At 66.6% G+C, this 17,981-nt stretch carries 18 protein-coding genes and 1 pseudogene; 10 read left to right on the top strand and 9 right to left on the bottom strand.

Annotation, left to right across the window (positions count from 1 at the left end):
- Positions 1–62 precede the first annotated feature (62 nt).
- Positions 63–1,061: a methylmalonyl Co-A mutase-associated GTPase MeaB gene (meaB, locus tag AC32QD_RS08725; protein WP_492010102.1), complete on the top strand. Its 999-nt coding sequence runs from the start codon at positions 63–65 to the stop codon at positions 1,059–1,061.
- 133 nt (positions 1,062–1,194) lie between these two features.
- Positions 1,195–1,479 (top strand): 50S ribosomal protein L28, encoded by a 285-nt coding sequence (gene rpmB / locus AC32QD_RS08720; protein WP_492010101.1) that lies wholly within the window; start codon positions 1,195–1,197, stop codon positions 1,477–1,479.
- Between the two features lie 64 nt (positions 1,480–1,543).
- Here rpmB and dnaQ read toward each other — a convergent pair whose 3' ends face one another.
- From dnaQ to AC32QD_RS08695, 5 genes are read right to left on the bottom strand one after another with little or no spacing between them, the layout of a single operon-like run.
- Complete coding sequence (dnaQ, locus tag AC32QD_RS08715) at positions 1,544–2,236, bottom strand: DNA polymerase III subunit epsilon (RefSeq protein WP_492010100.1); 693 nt, start codon at positions 2,234–2,236, stop codon at positions 1,544–1,546.
- Positions 2,237–2,240: 4 nt separating this feature from the next.
- Entirely contained in the window at positions 2,241–2,849 is a 609-nt protein-coding gene (gene coaE / locus AC32QD_RS08710; RefSeq protein WP_492010099.1) for a dephospho-CoA kinase, read from the bottom strand.
- Positions 2,846–3,703: a shikimate dehydrogenase gene (locus tag AC32QD_RS08705; RefSeq protein ID WP_492010098.1), complete on the bottom strand. Its 858-nt coding sequence runs from the start codon at positions 3,701–3,703 to the stop codon at positions 2,846–2,848. The genes coaE and AC32QD_RS08705 overlap by 4 nt, the downstream gene beginning before the upstream one ends.
- Positions 3,700–4,296, bottom strand: coding sequence for a Maf family protein (locus tag AC32QD_RS08700; protein WP_492010097.1), 597 nt, complete (start codon positions 4,294–4,296; stop codon positions 3,700–3,702). Before AC32QD_RS08700 ends, AC32QD_RS08705 begins: the two co-directional genes overlap by 4 nt.
- A complete protein-coding gene (locus tag AC32QD_RS08695; RefSeq protein ID WP_492010096.1) occupies positions 4,293–5,168 on the bottom strand; it encodes a pyruvate, water dikinase regulatory protein in 876 nt (291 codons plus the stop codon). The genes AC32QD_RS08700 and AC32QD_RS08695 overlap by 4 nt, the downstream gene beginning before the upstream one ends.
- A 480-nt stretch (positions 5,169–5,648) precedes the next feature.
- Here AC32QD_RS08695 and hemE point away from each other — a divergent pair, with 480 nt between their 5' ends.
- From hemE to AC32QD_RS08665, 6 genes are all read left to right on the top strand, one after another.
- Positions 5,649–6,710 carry a uroporphyrinogen decarboxylase gene (hemE, locus tag AC32QD_RS08690; protein WP_492010095.1) on the top strand — a complete coding sequence of 354 codons (1,062 nt, stop codon included), beginning with the start codon at positions 5,649–5,651 and terminating at the stop codon, positions 6,708–6,710.
- On the top strand, positions 6,707–7,171 hold the full coding sequence (gene hemJ / locus AC32QD_RS08685; RefSeq protein WP_492010094.1) for a protoporphyrinogen oxidase HemJ: 465 nt from the start codon (positions 6,707–6,709) through the stop codon (positions 7,169–7,171). The genes hemE and hemJ overlap by 4 nt, the downstream gene beginning before the upstream one ends.
- 197 nt (positions 7,172–7,368) lie before the next feature.
- Complete coding sequence (gene rho / locus AC32QD_RS08680) at positions 7,369–8,634, top strand: transcription termination factor Rho (protein WP_492010116.1); 1,266 nt, start codon at positions 7,369–7,371, stop codon at positions 8,632–8,634.
- A 204-nt stretch (positions 8,635–8,838) separates the two neighbouring features.
- Entirely contained in the window at positions 8,839–9,462 is a 624-nt protein-coding gene (gene rsmG, locus AC32QD_RS08675; RefSeq protein ID WP_492010093.1) for a 16S rRNA (guanine(527)-N(7))-methyltransferase RsmG, read from the top strand.
- Entirely contained in the window at positions 9,459–10,283 is an 825-nt protein-coding gene (locus tag AC32QD_RS08670) for a ParA family protein (protein ID WP_492010092.1), read from the top strand. Before rsmG ends, AC32QD_RS08670 begins: the two co-directional genes overlap by 4 nt.
- Before the next feature lie 28 nt (positions 10,284–10,311).
- On the top strand, positions 10,312–11,205 hold the full coding sequence (locus AC32QD_RS08665) for a ParB/RepB/Spo0J family partition protein (RefSeq protein ID WP_492010091.1): 894 nt from the start codon (positions 10,312–10,314) through the stop codon (positions 11,203–11,205).
- Between the two features lie 54 nt (positions 11,206–11,259).
- On the opposite strand, the gene holA is transcribed toward AC32QD_RS08665, so the two are convergent.
- The 4 genes from holA to AC32QD_RS08645 all read right to left on the bottom strand — a co-directional run bounded on the left by holA (position 11,260) and on the right by AC32QD_RS08645 (position 16,084).
- Positions 11,260–12,279: a DNA polymerase III subunit delta gene (gene holA, locus AC32QD_RS08660; RefSeq protein ID WP_492010090.1), complete on the bottom strand. Its 1,020-nt coding sequence runs from the start codon at positions 12,277–12,279 to the stop codon at positions 11,260–11,262.
- The gene (lptE, locus tag AC32QD_RS08655) at positions 12,276–12,707 is read right to left on the bottom strand and encodes an LPS assembly lipoprotein LptE (protein WP_492010089.1); all 432 of its coding nucleotides are present in this window, start codon (positions 12,705–12,707) and stop codon (positions 12,276–12,278) included. The genes holA and lptE overlap by 4 nt, the downstream gene beginning before the upstream one ends.
- A 70-nt stretch (positions 12,708–12,777) precedes the next feature.
- Entirely contained in the window at positions 12,778–15,387 is a 2,610-nt protein-coding gene (gene leuS / locus AC32QD_RS08650; protein ID WP_492010088.1) for a leucine--tRNA ligase, read from the bottom strand.
- Between the two features lie 106 nt (positions 15,388–15,493).
- Complete coding sequence (locus AC32QD_RS08645; RefSeq protein WP_492010087.1) at positions 15,494–16,084, bottom strand: DUF3576 domain-containing protein; 591 nt, start codon at positions 16,082–16,084, stop codon at positions 15,494–15,496.
- A gap of 303 nt (positions 16,085–16,387) precedes the next feature.
- Between AC32QD_RS08645 and AC32QD_RS08640 the strand changes: the two genes are divergently transcribed.
- Both AC32QD_RS08640 and AC32QD_RS08635 read left to right on the top strand, forming a co-directional pair.
- Entirely contained in the window at positions 16,388–17,566 is a 1,179-nt protein-coding gene (locus AC32QD_RS08640) for a porin (protein WP_492010086.1), read from the top strand.
- A 96-nt stretch (positions 17,567–17,662) separates the two neighbouring features.
- Positions 17,663–17,981: pseudogene (locus AC32QD_RS08635) on the top strand (hypothetical protein); the annotation flags it as partial.

Here is a 17,981-nt window from a genome sequence, read left to right as displayed (position 1 = left end):
CCTCGCGCCGGCCCGAGCCGCTAGAAGGGCCGAAACGCGCAAGGTCAACCGGCGGGGGCGCCATGACGGACGCCGAGATCGACGAGCTGGTCCGACGCCTGGGCGCCGGCGAGCGCCGGGCGCTGGCGCGGGCCATCACTCTGGCCGAATCGAGCCGCACGGACCACCGGGCCGCGACGCGCGCCCTGATCGAGCGGCTCGGCCCTGCGCCCCAGGGCACGCTGCGCATCGGGCTGTCGGGCACGCCGGGGGTGGGCAAGTCCACGTTCATCGAGGCCCTGGGCCTGATGCTGGTGGAGCAGGGGCTGAAGCTCGCGGTGCTGGCGGTCGACCCCTCCTCGGCCCGCTCGGGTGGCTCGATCCTCGGCGACAAGACACGCATGCCGCGGCTCGCCCGCGAGACGCACGCCTTCATCCGCCCCTCGCCGAGCCAGAGCGAGCTGGGCGGCGTGGCGCGGCGCACGCGCGAGGCGATCCGGCTGGCCGAGGCCACCGGCTTCGACGTGGTGATCGTCGAGACCGTCGGCGTCGGCCAGTCCGAGGTCATGGTGGCCGAGATGACCGACGTCTTCGTGCTGCTCTTGGCGCCGGCGGGGGGCGACGAGCTGCAGGGCGTGAAACGTGGCATCATGGAGATCGCGGACCTCGTGGTGATCAACAAGGCCGATGGCGGGCTCAAGCCGGTGGCCGAGGCGACGGCGGCGGAATACGCGGCCGCGCTGCGCCTGATGCGGCACAGGCGGCGCGATCCGGAGGGCTTCCCCGCGGCGATGACCGCCTCGGCGCTCGAGGGGACGGGACTCGGCGAGGTGTGGGAGCGGATCCGCGGGCTCGAGGCCTGGCGCCGCCAGACCGGCTGGTTCGCCGAGAACCGCGCTGACCAGGCGGTGCGCCGGCTGCGCCGGGCGCTGGAGCAGGGCGCGGTCGAGGCGCTCTATGCCTGTCAGGGGATCGCCGACAAGCTGGCGGAGGCCGAGCGCGCGGTCGCCGAGGGACGCCGTGCGCCCGAGGAGGCGGCTGAAGAGCTCCTGACCCTCATTCGGGGGCCGGGGCCTGCTTGACGAACGTCCCCCCAACGCGTAGAGAGCCTTCTCTCGAATTTCCGCGCTGATCGATCGGGCGGGGCGCGTCTGTTGCGCGACCTGGTCCGGGCGACGCGCCGGGGACGGTAACGGGCTGAGAAGGAATCGAGCGATGTCGCGCCGCTGCGAACTGACGGGCAAGGGCGTGCTGACCGGCCACCGGGTCAGCCACTCGAACATCAAGACCAACCGGCGCTACCTGCCGAACCTGCAGCACGTTTCGCTGGTCAGCGAGGCGCTGGGCCGCACCTTCCGCTTCCGCATCGCCAATTCGACGCTGCGGACAGTGGATCACCGGGGCGGGCTCGATGCCTTCCTGCTCAAGGCGGACGAGGCGGGCCTGTCGCCGCGCGCACGCAAGGTGAAGAAGGAGCTGCAGGCCGCGCTGAGCCGGTAGCGCGGGCGCCGCGGATTTGCCGGGTCGGTCCCCGGACTTTCCCGCGGGGCCTTCGGTGTCGACGTCAATCTGAAAATCGGTGCCACAGGGCAGAATCGCCGAGCTCGGCGACGAAGGCGTCATGCGCGGCCTTCTCCCCGGGGGTGAGCCGCGGAGCGAGCGGACGCGAGCGCGCCGGCGCATGCCAGTCACCGGCCTGGGTTCCCGCGCGAGCGGTGCCGCCGGCATCGAGGGCGAGGCCGCGTTGGCGGCCGCCCATCAGCTCGAGATAGACCTCGGCGAGAAGTTCGGAGTCGAGCAGCGCGCCGTGCTTGTCGCGGCCCGAATTGTCGATGCTGAAGCGCCGGCAGAGCGCATCGAGCGAGGCCGGGGCGCCGGGGAAGCGGGCCCGCGCGATCTCGAGCGTGTCGAGGGCGCGGCCGGCGGGCAGGGCCTCGGCGCCGATCCGCGCAAGCTCTGCGTTCAGCATGCGCAGGTCGAAGGCGGCGTTGTGGATCACCAGCCGCGCATCACCGATGAAGTCGAGGAAGCTCTCGGCGATGCCGGCAAAGACCGGCTTGTCCGCCAGGAAGGCGTCCGTGAGACCATGCACCGCGACGGCATCGCGCGGCACCGGCCGTTCGGGATTGACGTACCGGTGATAGATGCGGCCCGTGGGCAGCAGGTTCTCCAGCTCAATGGCGCCGATCTCGACGACGCGGTGGCCCTGGGCGGGATCGAGGCCGGTGGTCTCGGTATCGAGGACGACTTCGCGCACGGGATCAGTCCTTCTCCCTGGGGGCAACGGCGGTGAGCTCGGCAAGGATCGTGCGCACCTGCTCGCGGGTCTCACTCTTCTGGCCGGAGGTGTCGATCACGAAGTCCGCACGAGCGCGCTTCTCGGCATCGGGGACCTGGCGGGCGAGGATGGCGTCGAGGGCCGCCTTCGTCATGCCCTGGCGGGCCAGCACCCGGGCGCGCTGATCGTCCGGCGAGGTGGTGACGACGGCGACCTTGTCGAAGCCCGACTCGGCGCCGGTCTCGAACAGCAGCGGGATGTCGCACACGGCCAGCTGTGCGCCTGCGGCACCGGCGCGCGCCAGGAAGGCATCGCGATCGGCCTCGACGAGGGGATGGATCGCTGCCTCGATGCGGCCGAATAGCGACGCGTCGGCGAGGATCGCCTGGCGCAGCTTCACCCGGTCGACGCCCTCGGCGCCGACGGCCGGGGGCACGAGCGTGCTGATGGCCTCGGCGCCGGCGCCGCCGGGCGCGTAGAGGCGGTGCACGGCCGTATCGGCGCTCCAGGTGGGCACGCCGAGCTCGGCGAACATCGATAGCACGGTCGACTTGCCCATGCCGATCGAGCCGGTCAGCCCCAGCCGGATCATGGCGTGTCCCCGAGCACGACGCGGCGCAATTCGGCATCGACGGCGGGGTCGATACCGAACCAGGCGCGGAAGGCGGGCCGCGCCTGGTGCAGCAGCATGCCGAGACCGTCCACCGCGATGAGGCCGCAGGTGCGGGCCTCGGCGAGGAGCGGTGTCTCCAGCGGCGCATAGACGATATCGCAAACCACCGTGCCGGGCGCCGCGCCGGCGAGCGAAACGGCAAGCGGCGGCTGGCCGGCCATGCCCAAACTGGTGGTGTTGACGATCAGCGCCGCGCCGGCGATTGCGTCGATGCGGGCGGCCCAGTCGACCAGCTCGACGCGCCGCCCGAAATGCGCCGCCAGCGCCTCGGCGCGGTCTCGCGAGCGATTGGCCAGCCGGACCGCCGGCACGCCCGCGCCCACAAGCGCATGCACAACGGCACGGGCGGCGCCGCCGGCGCCGAGCACGAGCGCCGGCCCGCTGCGCGGGTCCCATGCGGGCGCGCCCTCGCGCAGGTTCTCGAGGAAGCCGAAGGCGTCGGTATTGTCGGCGTGAATCCCGCCCTTCGACGTGAAGGTCAGGGTATTGGCGGCACCGATCGCCCGCGCGGCCTCGCTGGCCCGGTCGGCGAGCGCGAGGGCGTCAGTCTTGTGCGGAATGGTGACGTTGAGGCCACCGAACCCGGCCTTGGGCAAGGCATGGAGAACCTGGGCCAGGTCGTGGGGACGAACCGGAAGCCGCACATAGGATCCGGCAAGGGCGTAGCGGGCGAACCAGTGCGCGAAGATCAGCGGCGAGCGGGAATGCGCCACCGGCCAGCCGGTGACCCCGGCCAGGCCGGCAGCAAGATCACCAGATTTCGTGTCGGTCATTCGCGAAGGACCCCCCGTGCGCGCAGAAAACCGAGAAGCTCGAGCAGCGGCAGGCCAAGCACGGTGAAGAAATCCCCCTCGACACGGGCGAAGAGCTGCGCGCCCAGACCCTCGAGCTGATAGCAGCCGACCGAGGCGAAGGCCAGATCGCCCATCCGGTCGAGATAGTCCTCGAGGAACGCATCGGAGAAGGGGCGCATGAAAAGCCGCGCGCGTCCGATATGGCGCCAGACCGGGGCACCCGCCTGGACAACGACCGCTGCCGAGAGCAGGTCATGGGTGCGGCCACGGAGCGCCCGGAGTTGCGCCATTGCCGCGGCGCGGTCGGCCGGCTTGGCGTAGAGCTCGCCTGCCGCCACCAGAACCTGATCGGCCCCCAGCACCAGCCTGTCCGGGTGCCGGCCACTGACCCGCCGCGCCTTGAGCTCGGCGAGCTTGTCGGCGATGTCGCGGGCCGGCGCGTGCTCGGCCAGCATGGCCTGGCGCAGGGCCGGCTCATCAACGCTAGCGGAGACGGCCTCAGTCTCGACGCCTGCCGCGCGCAGCATCGCGGCGCGGGTCACCGAGCCGCTGGCGAGCAGGAGAGGGCTCATCGGATCGTGTCCGGCAGGTCGCGGCGGGCGGCGTCGCGGCGGGCAGCGGCATTTCCGCGCGCGCGAAGCTCGGCGAGGACCTCGGCCGCGGTCTCCTCGATCGAGCGGCGCGTGACATCGATCACGGGGAGGCGCTGGCGCTGGAAGAAAAGCCGGGCTTCGGCGACTTCATTGCGGATACGCTCGAGGTCTGCATAGGCATCGTGCGGCGAATGGCCGAGGCTTTCCAGCCGGTGCCCGCGCACCTGCGCCAGACGCGCCGGGCTCGCCGTCAGGCCGATCACCGGTGTGCCGTCGGCGATGGCCTCCAGGAGTTCCGGGGGCGGCATGCGATTAGGAAGCAGAGGGACGTTGGCCGCCTTCACACCGCGATAGGCGAGATAAATACAGGTCGGGGTCTTGGAGGTACGACTGACGCCGGTCAGGACCACATCCGCCCGGCGCAGGCGTGCGCCGAGGGCGCCGTCGTCATGTGCGATCGCGAAATCGAGGGCGGCGATGCGCTCGAAATAGTCGCTGCCCATCTGGTGTTGGAGTCCCGGCCTGTGGCTCGGCTGGCGGCACAAATAAGTAGCGAGACCGTCGATCAGAGGGCTGAGCACACTGACCCGGTCGACGGCGAGCTCGCGGCAGGCGGCCTCGATCCCCGCGCTGATTTCCGGGTCCACCACGGTGTACCAGACCGGGCCGGGATGACGGCGCAGGGTGTCCAGGGCCGCATCGAGATCGCGCTCGCTGCGCACGAAGACGGAAAGATGCACCTGGACTTCGGTGTCGGGGCGAAAGGGGGCCAGGGCGGCGCGTGCCAAGGCATGCAGTGTCTCGCCGGTGGAGTCCGAGATCAAATGCAGGTTGAATTCCACGCTTGCCATGAGTACCGCCCCGAATACCGCGCGGCCCCGCCCGGGCCGTCACCGCGACAATGCGCCGAATGCTCGCTGGGCGGAAGAGCGCGGCTGTGGGCAGAGTCTGGGATGCGAAGGGGAAAATGTCGGGACAGTGTGTGCGGTCCCGTAGCGTACAGCGAGCCCTGTGGAACACGGGCCGACTTTTCCACCTGTGCAGGCACGAAACCCGGCTTGGACACCGGTGTGGATAACTTCCGCCCTGTCAGTGAACCAGCTAGAATTGAGTTGATATCTTAATGGTTCCGGACTCATAGTATAAACTTAAGTTGTTGAAACAAAACGATAAAATAATAAAGATCGCTTTTTACGCAGCTTAATCCGTTTCCAGTCCGGGCATGGATCGATGTTGCGCCCTTGGATAACCCTGTGAATCCTTTTGGCAATGCGGTAATCCCCGGGACTCAGCGTACTACTGACTCAACAACCTCTTTCAAGATTCCTTCAATGAAGGAAGAAGCGCCGGGCATGACCCAGGAACCGGACAAGAAGATCTTGCGAGTGCTCCGGGGTGAAGCGCTGGAAGTCCCTCCGGTATGGCTAATGCGGCAGGCTGGGCGGTATCTGCCGGAATACCGAAAGCTGCGAGCTGAGGTGGGAAGCTTTCTTGATCTTTGCTTCACGCCCGAATTGGCCGAGGAAGTGACGCTGCAACCGATCCGGCGGTTCGGCATGGACGCGGCCATTCTGTTCGCCGATATCCTGCTGGTTCCGCACGCGTTGGGCCAGAGGTTGTGCTTTGTCGAGGGAGAGGGTCCGCGGCTCGAACCTGCGATTGACAGCCGGGCCGCGCTGAGCGCCTTGCGACCGGCCGATGCGGTCGATGACGTTCTGGTGCCCGTCTACGAGACGGTGCGGCGCCTGAGCGTATCCTTGCCGGGCGAGGTGGCGCTGATCGGTTTCGCTGGTGCACCATGGACTGTGGCGAGCTACATGGTGGCGGGTCAAGGCACGTCAGATCAGGCGCCGGGGCGGCTTTGGATGTATCGAGATCCGGAAAACTTCGAGGGGTTGATAGAGGTGCTGACGAAGGCGACGGTCCGGTATCTCGCTGGACAGATCGCTGCTGGAGCAGAGGTCGTGATGTTGTTCGACAGCTGGGCCGGAGCGTTGCCCGCGGATTTGTTCGAGCAGTTCGTGATCCGGCCGGCCCGGCAGATCGTCGCGACTCTGGCCAAAGCTTGGCCGCAAGTGCCGGTGATCGGGTTTCCGCGCGGCGCCGGGGCGCTGTACCCGGAGTTTGCGCGGAAGACCGGTGTGGCAGCGGTAGGGCTGGACAGCGCCGTACCGCTGGATTGGGCGCGGATGCGGATGTCTCCAGGCGCGACACTGCAGGGAAATCTCGACCCGCTGTTGCTGGCCGCAGGAGGCAAGCGCCTTGAGGAGACGGCACGGCGGATGGTTCGGACGATGGCCGGTGCGCCGTACATCGTCAACCTGGGCCATGGGATCGTGCCGCAGACCAACCCGGCCCATGTCGAGACCCTGTTGCGGGGCGTGCGGGGATGACGGCTGCGGTGACCAATTTCCTGGCGGAGATTTACCCTTGGACCAAGGCGCTACACGTCATCTCGGTGATCGCGTGGATGGCGGCGCTTTTGTATTTGCCGCGGCTGTTCGTCTATCACGCCGAAGCCGGATCGGGTCCCGGTGAGCCAGGAGAGACGTTCAAGGTGATGGAGCGGCGTCTGTTGAAGCTCATTGCCAATCCTGCCTCGCTGGCCACCTGGGCCTTCGGGCTGATGCTTGTCTTCACGCCCGGTATCGTGGACTGGAGCCGCGGCTGGGTGCAGGTCAAGGCGGTCCTCGTCGTAGTCATGACGATCTATCATCACCTGCTCGTGCGGTGGTGGCGCGATTTCGCCAATGACCGGAACCGCCGCCCGGCCAAGTTCTATCGGATTGCCAACGAGGTGCCGACGGTCCTGATGATCGGGATCGTCCTGATGGTGATCGTCCGCCCATTCTGAACGGCAGAGCCGGCAGGCAGCGGAGGGAAATTGACACACAGGGCTCCGCCGGCCTATGTAGCGGGTGGATGCAGCGCGGTGAGAGTCTCGCCGCGTTCGTTGTCGCCATCCATGGGCATGCCTCCCCGATTATCCCTCCCCGCGCCGGCGGCCCCGCTATCCGCCCTGAGCTGAGCCCGGCCTTCCTGGACCAAGACATGACAGTGCAGAAACTCTCCGATCTCAAGGCGAAGTCGCCGACGGACCTTCTCAGCATGGCCGAGGAGCTCGAGGTGGAAGGCGCATCCTCGATGCGCAAGCAGGATATGCTCTTCGCGATCCTGAAGGAGCTCGCCGAGCGGGACGTGGAAATCGTGGGAACCGGCGTGCTCGAGGTGCTGCAGGACGGGTTCGGCTTTCTGCGTTCGCCGGAGGCGAATTACCTGCCGGGTCCGGACGACATCTATGTAAGTCCGAACCAGATCAGGCGTTTTGCCCTTCGTACTGGGGACACGATCGAGGGTCCGATCCGGGCTCCGAAGGCCGGCGAGCGCTATTTCGCCCTGCTGAAGGTCAGCACGATCAATTTCGAGGAGCCGGAGAAGGCCCGGCACAAGGTGCATTTCGACAACCTGACGCCGCTCTATCCGGACGAGCGGTTCACGATGGAGATCGAGGATCCGACCGTGAAGGACAAGTCGGCGAGGGTGATCGATCTCGTCGCGCCGATCGGGAAGGGCCAGCGCTGTCTGATCGTGGCTCCGCCGAGGACCGGTAAAACCGTGTTGTTGCAGAACATCGCGCATTCGATCGAGCGCAATCACCCGGACTGCTACCTGATCGTGCTCCTGATCGACGAGCGGCCGGAGGAAGTGACCGACATGCAGCGCTCGGTCCGGGGCGAGGTGATTTCGTCTACTTTCGACGAGCCGGCAACGCGGCACGTTGCAGTCTCCGAGATGGTGATCGAGAAAGCGAAGCGCCTGGTGGAGCACGGCCGGAACGTGGTCATTCTGCTCGACTCGATAACGCGTCTCGGCCGTGCCTATAACACCGTGGTTCCGTCCTCGGGCAAAGTTCTGACCGGTGGCGTGGATGCCAATGCCTTGCAGCGGCCCAAGCGGTTCTTCGGCGCGGCGCGAAACATCGAGGAAGGGGGCTCGCTGACCATCATCGCGACCGCCCTAATCGACACCGGGAGCCGGATGGACGAGGTCATTTTCGAGGAGTTCAAGGGAACAGGGAACTCGGAGATTGTTCTGGACCGGAAGGTGGCCGACAAACGGGTGTTTCCTTCCATGGACATTCTCAAATCCGGTACGCGCAAGGAGGAGCTCTTGGTTCCCAAGGCCGACCTGGCGAAGGTGTTCGTGCTGCGGCGCATTCTCAACCCGATGGGCACCACGGACGCGATCGAGTTTCTTTTGGCAAAGCTCAAGCAAACGAAAAGCAATTCGGAGTTTTTCGAGTCCATGAATGCGTAATGTAAGCAGGCACCACCGGCTCACGGCCGAATGGAGAGGATTGCCGCGCCGCGAAACGCGGTAAACGGCGGGAAAGATGCAAAGTGATCGCTGAAGGCAATGCATGCCAGCCGTCGGGCGCACCCCGACCCTTGGGCACTGGCCGCTGCAGCGCGGAATCACGGACTAGATGGTCGTAAAGCCGCGTGAGAAACATCGCGTCAAATGAACGCTGACGAGTTCCGTCGCACCTTCGATGTTTCACGTGAAACACTCGGCAAGCTGGAGACATATCTCGACCTGCTCCGGCGCTGGAACGAGCGCATAAATCTTGTCTCCGCGGCGAGCCTGGCCGAAGCTTGGGCGCGGCATCTGGCGGATTCCGCGCAGCTCTTCGGGCTTGCGCCGAACGGCGCGCGAAGCTGGATCGATCTCGGCGCGGGCGCCGGGTTGCCGGGTTTGCCCGTGGCGGCGCTTGCTGCCGAACATTCGCCGGCCCTGCAGGTCACATTGGTCGAATCCGACCGACGCAAGGCCGTCTTTCTGGGCATCGCCGCCCGTGCCATGGGCTTGAACATCGGGATTGAGGCCGCACGGATCGAGTCGCTACCTGGTCGCGCGCATGACGTGGTTTCGGCCCGCGCGCTGGCGCCGCTGCCCCGGCTCTGTCGCCTAGCTTACAGGTTCACGCAGCCTGGGTCGGTCTTGCTTTTCCCGAAGGGAGCGCAGGCCGATTCCGAATTGACCGCTGCGCGGAGAGATTGGCATATTCGCCTGGACCGGATCGCCAGCCGTACGGATCCGGATGCGGTCATCCTTAAGATTGTGGAGCTCAAGCCAAGATCATGACAGCGCAGGATCCGTCGTCACGCCGCGCGGGCCGCGTGGTCGCGCTCGCGAACCAGAAGGGCGGCGTGGGGAAGACGACCACGGCGATCAACCTGGCCGAGGCGCTGGTCGAGGAAGGCAAGCGGATTTTGCTGATCGATCTCGATCCCCAAGGAAACGCGTCAACGGGTCTCGGCGTCGGGGCGCGACAACGACACCTCTCGATCTACAACGTGTTGACCGAGAACCAGCCACTGGCGGACGCTGCTCTTGCCTGTGGAGACAATGGGCTCTTCCTCGTGCCGGCCACCCCTGACCTGGCGGGGCTCGAGGCCGAACTGAGCAATGTGGCGGACCGCGCCGAGCGCTTGCGGAGCGCCATTCACAGCCAAGGAGAGATTGGTCCAACCGATTGGTACGATTATATTATCATTGATTGTCCGCCGTCCCTGAACCTTCTCACCGTCAATGCGATGGCCGCTGCCGATACGGTTCTCGTACCGCTACAGTGCGAGTTCTTCGCGCTTGAGGGCCTCAGCCAGCTTCTCGCCACAGTCAAGCGGGTGCAGAACAGGCTTAACCCGGCCTTGCGGGTCGAGGGGATCGTCCTGACAATGTATGACCGGCGGAACAACCTGTCGGCCCAGGTCGCCGAGGACGTGCGGCTGAATCTGGGCGATTCTGTCTTCGAGACGATCATTCCGCGCAATGTGCGGCTGTCGGAGGCGCCGAGCTACGCCCTGCCCGGGCTGCTCTACGATCCGAACTGCGCGGGAAGCATCGCTTACCGGGCCCTGGCGCGTGAGCTTTTACGCCGGGACCAGGCCCGCATTGCTGCCTGAGCGAGATCTAGAACAGAAGGAGACCGGAATGACCAGGACACCTGAGAAGCGCGGTCTGGGGCGTGGCCTTTCGGCGCTCCTGGGCGATGTCGACCTTTCGGATATGGAGCCCGGCGATGCGGCCCCGTTGCCTGAACGCACGCCGACAGTGCTCCCGGTAGAGCGACTCCGGTCGAATCCAAACCAGCCCCGCCGCAATTTCGGCGAGCGGGAGCTGAACGAGCTCGCTGATTCCATCCGCCAGCGAGGGATTATCCAGCCGCTGGTCGTCCGTCCTGATCCGGAACACGCCGGGGACTATCAGATCGTCGCCGGCGAACGTCGCTGGCGCGCGGCGCAACGCGCGCAATTGCATGACCTTCCGGTCGTCATCCGGCAGGTCGATGACCGCACCGTGCTCGAGATCGCCATCATCGAAAACGTTCAGCGTGCGGACCTGAACGCGGTCGAGGAGGCGACTGGTTACGCGCAGTTGATCGAGCGCTTCTCCTACACGCAGGAGGCGCTTGCGGAGATCGTCGGCAAGAGCAGAAGCCACGTGGCCAACACGCTGCGCCTGCTGGGCCTGCCTGATGAGGTGCAAGATTACCTGCGGGCGGGCCGGCTGACGCCCGGTCACGCACGGGCCCTGCTCGGTGCGGCCGATCCCCTGGCCCTAGCCAGGGACGCGGTGCGCAAGGGCCTGACCGTCCGGCAGGTCGAGGACCTGGCCCGTCGCGTTTCCCGCCCTGACCGCACGCGGCGATCTCGCACCGCTACGCATCAGAAGGACGCGGATACCCGACTGCTCGAAGGCGATCTGTCGGCGGCGCTCAAGATGGCCGTGTCGATCAACCATGTCGGCGACGGCAGCGGCGAACTCCGGATCCGCTATCGCTCGCTTGAGGATCTCGACAGGCTTTGCCAGAGATTGTCAGAATAATCGTGTTATATCAATCGCTTATGTAACTTACTGGTCGAATGAAGCCCTGATGCTTCAGCCGCGAGCCGCGATCATGGCGATACGAATCAGGCAGCGCTCGACAAGGGCGCAGTCCGGACGGGTCCCCCGCGAGCGGACGAGCCGGTCGGTCTGGAAGACAATCCGGATCGCCGCTTCGAGCCGCGCAAAATCCCACGAGCGCACTTGTGCGAGCAACGCATCGCGGCGCGGCCCAAACAGCGGCGGCCTGAGGCGGGCCGCGGCGGCGCGCGCGCCATCGGACGCGCTCGCGAGAGCGAGCAGAACCCGGAAATGCCGGCCCGCGGCAATCAGCGCTGCCACCGGAGTGGTGCCCGAGCCGGCAAGCCGCGTCATGAGGGGGCCGACCGAGTCCGCCCGGCCGCCGGCAACGGCGGAGATCAGCTGGTCGAGCTGGGTTTCTTCGCTAGCCGGCAGCACGGTGCGGAGCTCGGCCGCGTCCAGCGGCGCCGATCTCCCGAGCGCGTAGACGGAGACTTTCTCGACCAGCTGCATCAGCGCGCCCCGATGCATCCCTTCGGCCGCGACCGCCATTTCGCCCATGGCATCGGCTGTGAGCGTCTTTGCAAGCCCGGCGCCGGTCAGGAGCTCCGCCAGCTCACCCGGAGCAGGCGGGCCGCCCTGGCAGGCGATGGCAACCAGTCCCTCGCCCGTCTCGAACAGCTTCCTGAGTGTCGAGCGCGCCGGAAGAGCGCCGGCGGTCACCACCAGGAACGCGTCTTCAGCCGTGATCTCGCGCAGGACGTCGACCAGCGGCCGCGCCAGCGCGTCGCCTGCGCCTTCGATCAGCGCCACCGGCCGTCCGGCGAAGAATCCGCGTGCCCGGAGCGCGGCGTCGATTTCCGAGGGATCGCGAGCTGCCCGCCCCGCGTCGAGCCGTGTCAGCCGCAAGGCGTCGCCATCGGTCGAGGCACGCACCAATGTGCTCCGGCGCAAGGCGACGAGCGTGCTGTCCGCGCCATAGACCAGCACGCCGCGCATGCTCGCGTCGGGGCAGGAGCAGAACGTCTCTGCCCGGGGGCCCGAGAGCTTCATGACCCCGATCCGGCGGAGATCTGACCCGCCCTGGCCAGCAGCCGCAAGGCGATACGCTCGCCCAGATCGCGCGCCAGCCGGCGCTCGACGTCCTGTTTGATCTCGCGGGTGGCGAAGAGCGAGGCAGTGGAGTTGTAGCCCGAGCGTGATACCACGCGCTCGCTAAGGAACGGCTTGGCCTCGCCTTTGCGGTAGAGCGACCAGTCGGCGACCGCAGTAAGGCTGATACGCGTCACTGCGTCGTTCTGAGTGATGGCCAGCTGCTCGCGGTCGATATGCGTCTTGACCTTCAACCGGAAATCGGGGCTTTTCGGCTCGCCCAGGCGCTCGGTCAGGCTGCGATCGAGATAATAGGAAAACCGGTCGACAGGCTCCGGCAGAGCGATCCGGCCAATCAACGCCGATGAGGCGCCGCCCTCGGCCAGCATGGGCCGGAAGCAGCCGGCGGCAAGCCACGCGACTCCCCCCAGCGCCACAGCGCTCAGCAGGTGCCGCCGCTCACACGACAACATTGACGATCCGCCCCGGCACGACGATCACCTTGCGCGGTGCCCGACCACCCAGATGACGCGAGACATCGGGGCTCGCAAGCGCCGCGTCCTCGATTGTCGCCCGGTCGGCCTGCTGTGCAACCTCGATCTCGGCCCGCTTCTTGCCGTTCACCTGCACTGGAAGCACGATGGTATCATCGCGCGTCAGGGCCTGGTCGAAATCGGGCCACGGCGTCTCGATCAGCGAAGCCTCGTGGCCAAGTGCCTCCCACATCTCCTCGGCGAAATGCGGCGTCATCGGTGCCATCAGCCGCGCCAGAGTTTCCAGCGCCTCGCGCCGGGCGAAGGGGGCACCCGCACCCTCGCCCGTCTTCTGCACGGCGTTGGCCAGTTCGTGCACCCGCGCAACCGCCTTGTTGAAGGCGAAAGCCTCGATCTCCGCCGTGACTCCCCGTATTGTCTTGTGCGTGGCGCGCCTGAGCGCCTCGGCTTCGGGACCGATCTTGCCCGGATCGGAGCCGCGCGCAGCCAGGGTTGACTCGTTCATCATGCGCCACAGGCGCTGCAGGAAGCGCCAGGCACCCTCAACGCCCGCAGTGGTCCACTCCACGTCACGGTCGGGCGGGCTGTCCGATAGCATGAACCAGCGCGCCACGTCGGCGCCGTACTGCTCGATGATATCCTCGGGGTCGATCGTGTTCTTGCGCGACTTCGACATCTTCGTGATGGCGCCGACCTCGACCGGCTGGCCGGTGTCGCACAGGCGTAATGTGCCGTCCTCCGCCTTCGCCACGTCCGCGGGCGCATGCCAGACGCGCCGGCCGTCGCGCTCGGTGAAATAGCACTCGTGCACGACCATGCCCTGCGTGAACAGGGCGTCGAAGGGCTCGATCGCAGTCGCGGGGAGATGTCCCGTGCGGTGCATGGCACGGGCGAAGAAGCGCGAGTAGAGAAGATGCAGGATGGCGTGCTCCACGCCGCCGATATACTGGTCGACGTTCATCCAGTACTCGACATCGGGTCCCGACGTCGGGGCCTGCGCGCGCGGTGCGGTGAAGCGTGCGTAGTACCAGGACGAATCGACGAAGGTGTCCATGGTGTCGGTTTCACGCCGCGCGGGGCCTCCGCAGGTCGGGCAGGCCACATCGCGCCAGGCCGTGTGGCGGTCGAGCGGGTTTCCCGGCCGGTCGAAGGCGACGTCCTCGGGCAGCGTCACGGGGAGCTGGTCGCGCGGCACCGGCACCGCACCGCAAGCCTCGCAGTGGATCACCGGGATCGGGCAGCCCCAGTAACGCTGGCGGCTAATGCCCCAGTCGCGCAGCCGGTAGTTCACGCGACGCTCGCCCCGGCGCATGGCCTCGATCTGTTGCGCCATTTCCTCCTTCGCCTGCTCGATCTCCATACCGTCGAGGAAACGCGAGTTGATCAGAGTTCCCGCGCCCACATAGGCCTCTGTCCCGATTCGGAAGGTGGTTGGATCCGTGTCGGGCGGGCACACCACCGGAAGCACCGGCAGATCGTAGCTGCGCGCGAAATCGAGATCGCGCTGATCATGCGCCGGGCAGCCGAAAATCGCCCCGGTGCCGTAGTCCATCAGGATGAAGTTCGCCACGTAGACCGGAATGCGCCAGCCGGGATCGAAGGGATGGATGACCTCGAGGCCGGTGGCGAAGCCCTTCTTCTCGGCCTGCGCCAGTTCCTCTTCGGAGGTGCCCGTGCGCCGGCACTCGGCATTGAACGCAGCGAGGCCGGGAAGCTCGGGCTCGAGCGCCTTCGACAGCGGGTGGTCTGGCGAGATCGCCGCGAATGTCGCGCCGAACAGCGTGTCGTGGCGCGTGGTGTAGACCTCGAGCTCGGGCCAGTCGACCAGATCGTTCGGCGCCATCTCGAAGCGGAACTGAAGCCCGTCGGAACGCCCGATCCAGTTGCGTTGCATCAGCCGCACCTTCTCGGGCCAGCGCTCGAGGCCGTCGATCGCCGCGAGGAGCTCCTCGGCCATTTCCGAGATGCGGAAGAACCATTGGGTCAGCTCGCGCCGCTCGACCGGCGCGCCCGAGCGCCAGCCGCGCCCGTCGATCACCTGCTCGTTGGCGAGCACGGTTCGGTCCACGGGGTCCCAGTTCACCACCGAGCTCTTGCGCGCCACGAGCCCGGCCTCGAGCATGTCGAGGAACATGGCCTGCTGGTGACCGTAGTACTCCGGGTCGCAGGTTGCGAACTCGCGGTCCCAGTCGAGGCTGAGGCCCATCGATTTCAGCTGGCCGCGCATGGCGGCGATGTTCTGGTAGGTCCATTCGCGCGGGTGCACGCGGCGTTCCATCGCCGCGTTCTCTGCCGGCATGCCGAAGGCGTCCCAGCCCATCGGGTGCAGAACATTGAACCCTTGCGCCCGCTTGTAGCGCGCCACCAGGTCGCCCATGGTGTAGTTGCGCACGTGGCCCATGTGGATGCGTCCCGAGGGATAGGGAAACATCTCGAGCACGTAGTATTTCGGCCGGGTCTCGTCGCGCCTCGCGGCGAAGGCGCCGCGCGCCTGCCAGCGGCGCTGCCATTTCGGCTCGGCGGCACGGTGGTTGAAGCGTGGAGCCGGGCTCTTCTCGATCGGCTGGTCGGACATGCGGTGCTCGGAATCCTTCCTCGGGGCGCGGCCAAGGCCACGCCCGCATCTCAAGCACGGACCGGGCGGAAATTCAATTGTCGGCGCGCCGATGCGGAGCAGCCGATCAGCCGGCAGCCTTGCCCTCGCGCTCGGCGATTCGGATCTGGCGTGCCCTGGTCAGAATCGCGTCCTCGAGCTTGCGTGGCGTCTCGGCGCTAACCGGGGCGGGCACCCAAACGCCGTCGGCGTTGCGGACCTCGCGGTAGACCGCGACCTTCAGGGAGGCGGCGGAGAGAGCCGAGCTGGTGATGAAAGCCGTGACCTTGACGCGCTCGGTCGGCGTCTGCGGCGTGGTTCCCCAGTCGGTGGCGATGACGCCGGTGAACGGATCGCTGGAGGCGAGCGGGAGGAAGGACAACGTGTCGAGCGAGGCCTGCCACAGATACTTGTTGACCGGCAGCTGGCCCTGATTGTTCTGCTTGCTGCCGAAAATGCCCTTGAGCGAGCGGATATTGCCGACCGAGACGCCCTTGTCGCCGAAGACCGTGGTCTCGTTTGGATTGTACTGTTTCTTCGGGCCGCCCGGCGGCGCCGCGTCCTTCTGCGGAGCGTAGTCCCCGCCGCAGGCAGTCAGCAGCGCGGCGAGCACCGTGAGGGCGACCGGCCGCGCGAAGCGGGGCGCGGCGCCCGAGAGTCTGTCGGCGATAGGTGTCATGGCCATTTCCGTCCCACGCTTTTGCTTGGCCCCGGCATCCTGCGCCCGGGACAAGCCGTCTCTAGCACACAGATTCGGGGGTGCCTAGCGGCCGATGGCGCCGCGCGGAGTCCGGTGGTCACGGAGGCATGTTGCAAAACTGCACCGCTCGGCCCGGAGCGAGAAGCGCCGCGTGGCCGGGACGTTGACGGCTGGCGCTGCTTGCGGGAGAAGGGCGTCAGCAAGGTCGAAGTGCCTTGTCCGGCCGCGCGTCTATTGGCCGGTCGACCGAAAGACACGTGCACAAACCTCATGAGGGACAAGATGAAGAAGGTTCTCCTCGGTACCAGCGCCATCGCGCTTGTGGGCGCCTTCGCGACCCAGGCCTCCGCGAACGAGTGGCAGGTCCGCGTCGGCGGCTATATGGAGCAGTACGGCGGCTACGCCCACAACGACCTGACTATGTACGATAACGCGGGCGTGAAGGCCCCCAGCGGCAACTACAACGGCATTGACCAGAAGTCGGACTCCGAGATCTGGTTCCTGCCGAAGATCACGCTCGACAACGGCCTGCAGTTCGGCGGCAACGTCCAGCTCGAGGGCAACACCTCGACCGACCAGATCGACGAGTCCTATATGTTCATCAAGGGCTCGTTCGGCGAGATCGACCTCGGCTCCGAGAACTCGGCCGGCTACAAGATGACCTATGCGGCGCCGGACGTCACCTTTATCGGTGCGAACTCGGGCTCGCTGACCCAGTTCGTCCCGTTCTCGGGGAAAGGCATGGGCGCCGACGTCTTCCGCGGTACGCTGGGCTCGAGCTACATCGAGGTCGGGCGCAACAACGACGCGCAGCGCTTCACCTACTACACGCCGCGCTTTGCCGGCTTCCAGGTGGGTGCGTCCTATGCCCGCGACGGCAGGCAGGACAGCTTTGCTCAGCTGAACACGGACACGACGCTGCACGACATCGTCGACGTGGGCGCCAACTACGTGAACTCGTTCGGGGCGGTGAACGTCGCGATCTCCGGCCGTTACGGCTTCGGCTCGGCTGCCAAGGGCGGTCAGAGCGATCCGCAGGTCTGGGCCGCGGGCGCCAACCTGGGCTATGGCGGCTTCACGATCGGCGGCTCCTATGCCCACTCGAACGACTACAACGCGCAGGGCGGTCGCTTCTTCGATGCCGGTGTCTCCTACGAGACCGGCCCCTGGGGCTTCTCGTTCACCTATGCGAACGGTAAGAACCAGGACAACGACTGCTCCAATTTCGCGTATGGCGGTACCCCGATCGTCGATGGCGGCTACACCTGCGTCGGGAGCATGGACGAGACGCTCAAGCAGTACCTCGCCGGCGTCTCCTACAAGCTGGCCAAGGGTGTAACGCTCGGCGCGTTCGGCGCCTATGTGGACTACTCAAGCGCGACCTTCACCAACGGCGAGTCGAACTTCCACAACGACGTCAAGGGTTGGGTGCTGGGCAGCGGCGTCCGGATCGCCTTCTGATCTGCGCCCGTCTCTCGAGATATGAACAGGGGGGTTCGCCCCCCTGTTTTTTTGTTGTAAGCAACGCTGCCATCCGGTTTTCACGCGCCTAGCCAGATGCCCAGGACGCGACCAGGGACTGCCCAGCAGAAGAGCGCCGGCAAGAGCATTGTCTGGCTCGCCTCCTACCCGAAGTCCGGCAACACCTGGTTGCGGGCTTTCCTGGCGAATTACCTGTTCGACCCCAAGGAGCCGCTGCCGATAAACGAAATTCGGCGTCTGGGGGCGTCGGACGCCTCAGTCAGCTTCTACCGAGCCGTCGCGGGCGGCGCCTTCGCTCAGTCTGAGCCACGAGAGTCGCTGCGCCTGCGCAATTCAGTGTTGCAACGCGTCGTCGCAAATGGGGCCAATGTAAATCTGCTCAAGACCCACAACG

It is taken from the genome of Thermohalobaculum sp. (assembly GCF_058622915.1).
Note: the sequence above shows the minus strand (reverse complement) of the source record. Positions and strands in the feature narration are given on the sequence as shown.

What these genes read in the sequence shown, in the direction of transcription:
- meaB (WP_492010102.1), top strand. Translation starts at nt 63, where the DNA reads ATGACGGACGCCGAGATCGACGAGCTGGTCCGACGCCTGGGCGCCGGC.
- rpmB (WP_492010101.1), top strand. Translation starts at nt 1,195, where the DNA reads ATGTCGCGCCGCTGCGAACTGACGGGCAAGGGCGTGCTGACCGGCCAC.
- coaE (WP_492010099.1), bottom strand. Translation starts at nt 2,849, where the DNA reads ATGATCCGGCTGGGGCTGACCGGCTCGATCGGCATGGGCAAGTCGACC.
- AC32QD_RS08705 (WP_492010098.1), bottom strand. Translation starts at nt 3,703, where the DNA reads ATGACCGACACGAAATCTGGTGATCTTGCTGCCGGCCTGGCCGGGGTC.
- AC32QD_RS08700 (WP_492010097.1), bottom strand. Translation starts at nt 4,296, where the DNA reads ATGAGCCCTCTCCTGCTCGCCAGCGGCTCGGTGACCCGCGCCGCGATG.
- AC32QD_RS08695 (WP_492010096.1), bottom strand. Translation starts at nt 5,168, where the DNA reads ATGGCAAGCGTGGAATTCAACCTGCATTTGATCTCGGACTCCACCGGC.
- hemE (WP_492010095.1), top strand. Translation starts at nt 5,649, where the DNA reads ATGAAGGAAGAAGCGCCGGGCATGACCCAGGAACCGGACAAGAAGATC.
- hemJ (WP_492010094.1), top strand. Translation starts at nt 6,707, where the DNA reads ATGACGGCTGCGGTGACCAATTTCCTGGCGGAGATTTACCCTTGGACC.
- rho (WP_492010116.1), top strand. Translation starts at nt 7,369, where the DNA reads ATGACAGTGCAGAAACTCTCCGATCTCAAGGCGAAGTCGCCGACGGAC.
- rsmG (WP_492010093.1), top strand. Translation starts at nt 8,839, where the DNA reads ATGAACGCTGACGAGTTCCGTCGCACCTTCGATGTTTCACGTGAAACA.
- AC32QD_RS08670 (WP_492010092.1), top strand. Translation starts at nt 9,459, where the DNA reads ATGACAGCGCAGGATCCGTCGTCACGCCGCGCGGGCCGCGTGGTCGCG.
- AC32QD_RS08665 (WP_492010091.1), top strand. Translation starts at nt 10,312, where the DNA reads ATGACCAGGACACCTGAGAAGCGCGGTCTGGGGCGTGGCCTTTCGGCG.
- holA (WP_492010090.1), bottom strand. Translation starts at nt 12,279, where the DNA reads ATGAAGCTCTCGGGCCCCCGGGCAGAGACGTTCTGCTCCTGCCCCGAC.
- lptE (WP_492010089.1), bottom strand. Translation starts at nt 12,707, where the DNA reads ATGCTGGCCGAGGGCGGCGCCTCATCGGCGTTGATTGGCCGGATCGCT.
- leuS (WP_492010088.1), bottom strand. Translation starts at nt 15,387, where the DNA reads ATGTCCGACCAGCCGATCGAGAAGAGCCCGGCTCCACGCTTCAACCAC.
- AC32QD_RS08645 (WP_492010087.1), bottom strand. Translation starts at nt 16,084, where the DNA reads ATGACACCTATCGCCGACAGACTCTCGGGCGCCGCGCCCCGCTTCGCG.
- AC32QD_RS08640 (WP_492010086.1), top strand. Translation starts at nt 16,388, where the DNA reads ATGAAGAAGGTTCTCCTCGGTACCAGCGCCATCGCGCTTGTGGGCGCC.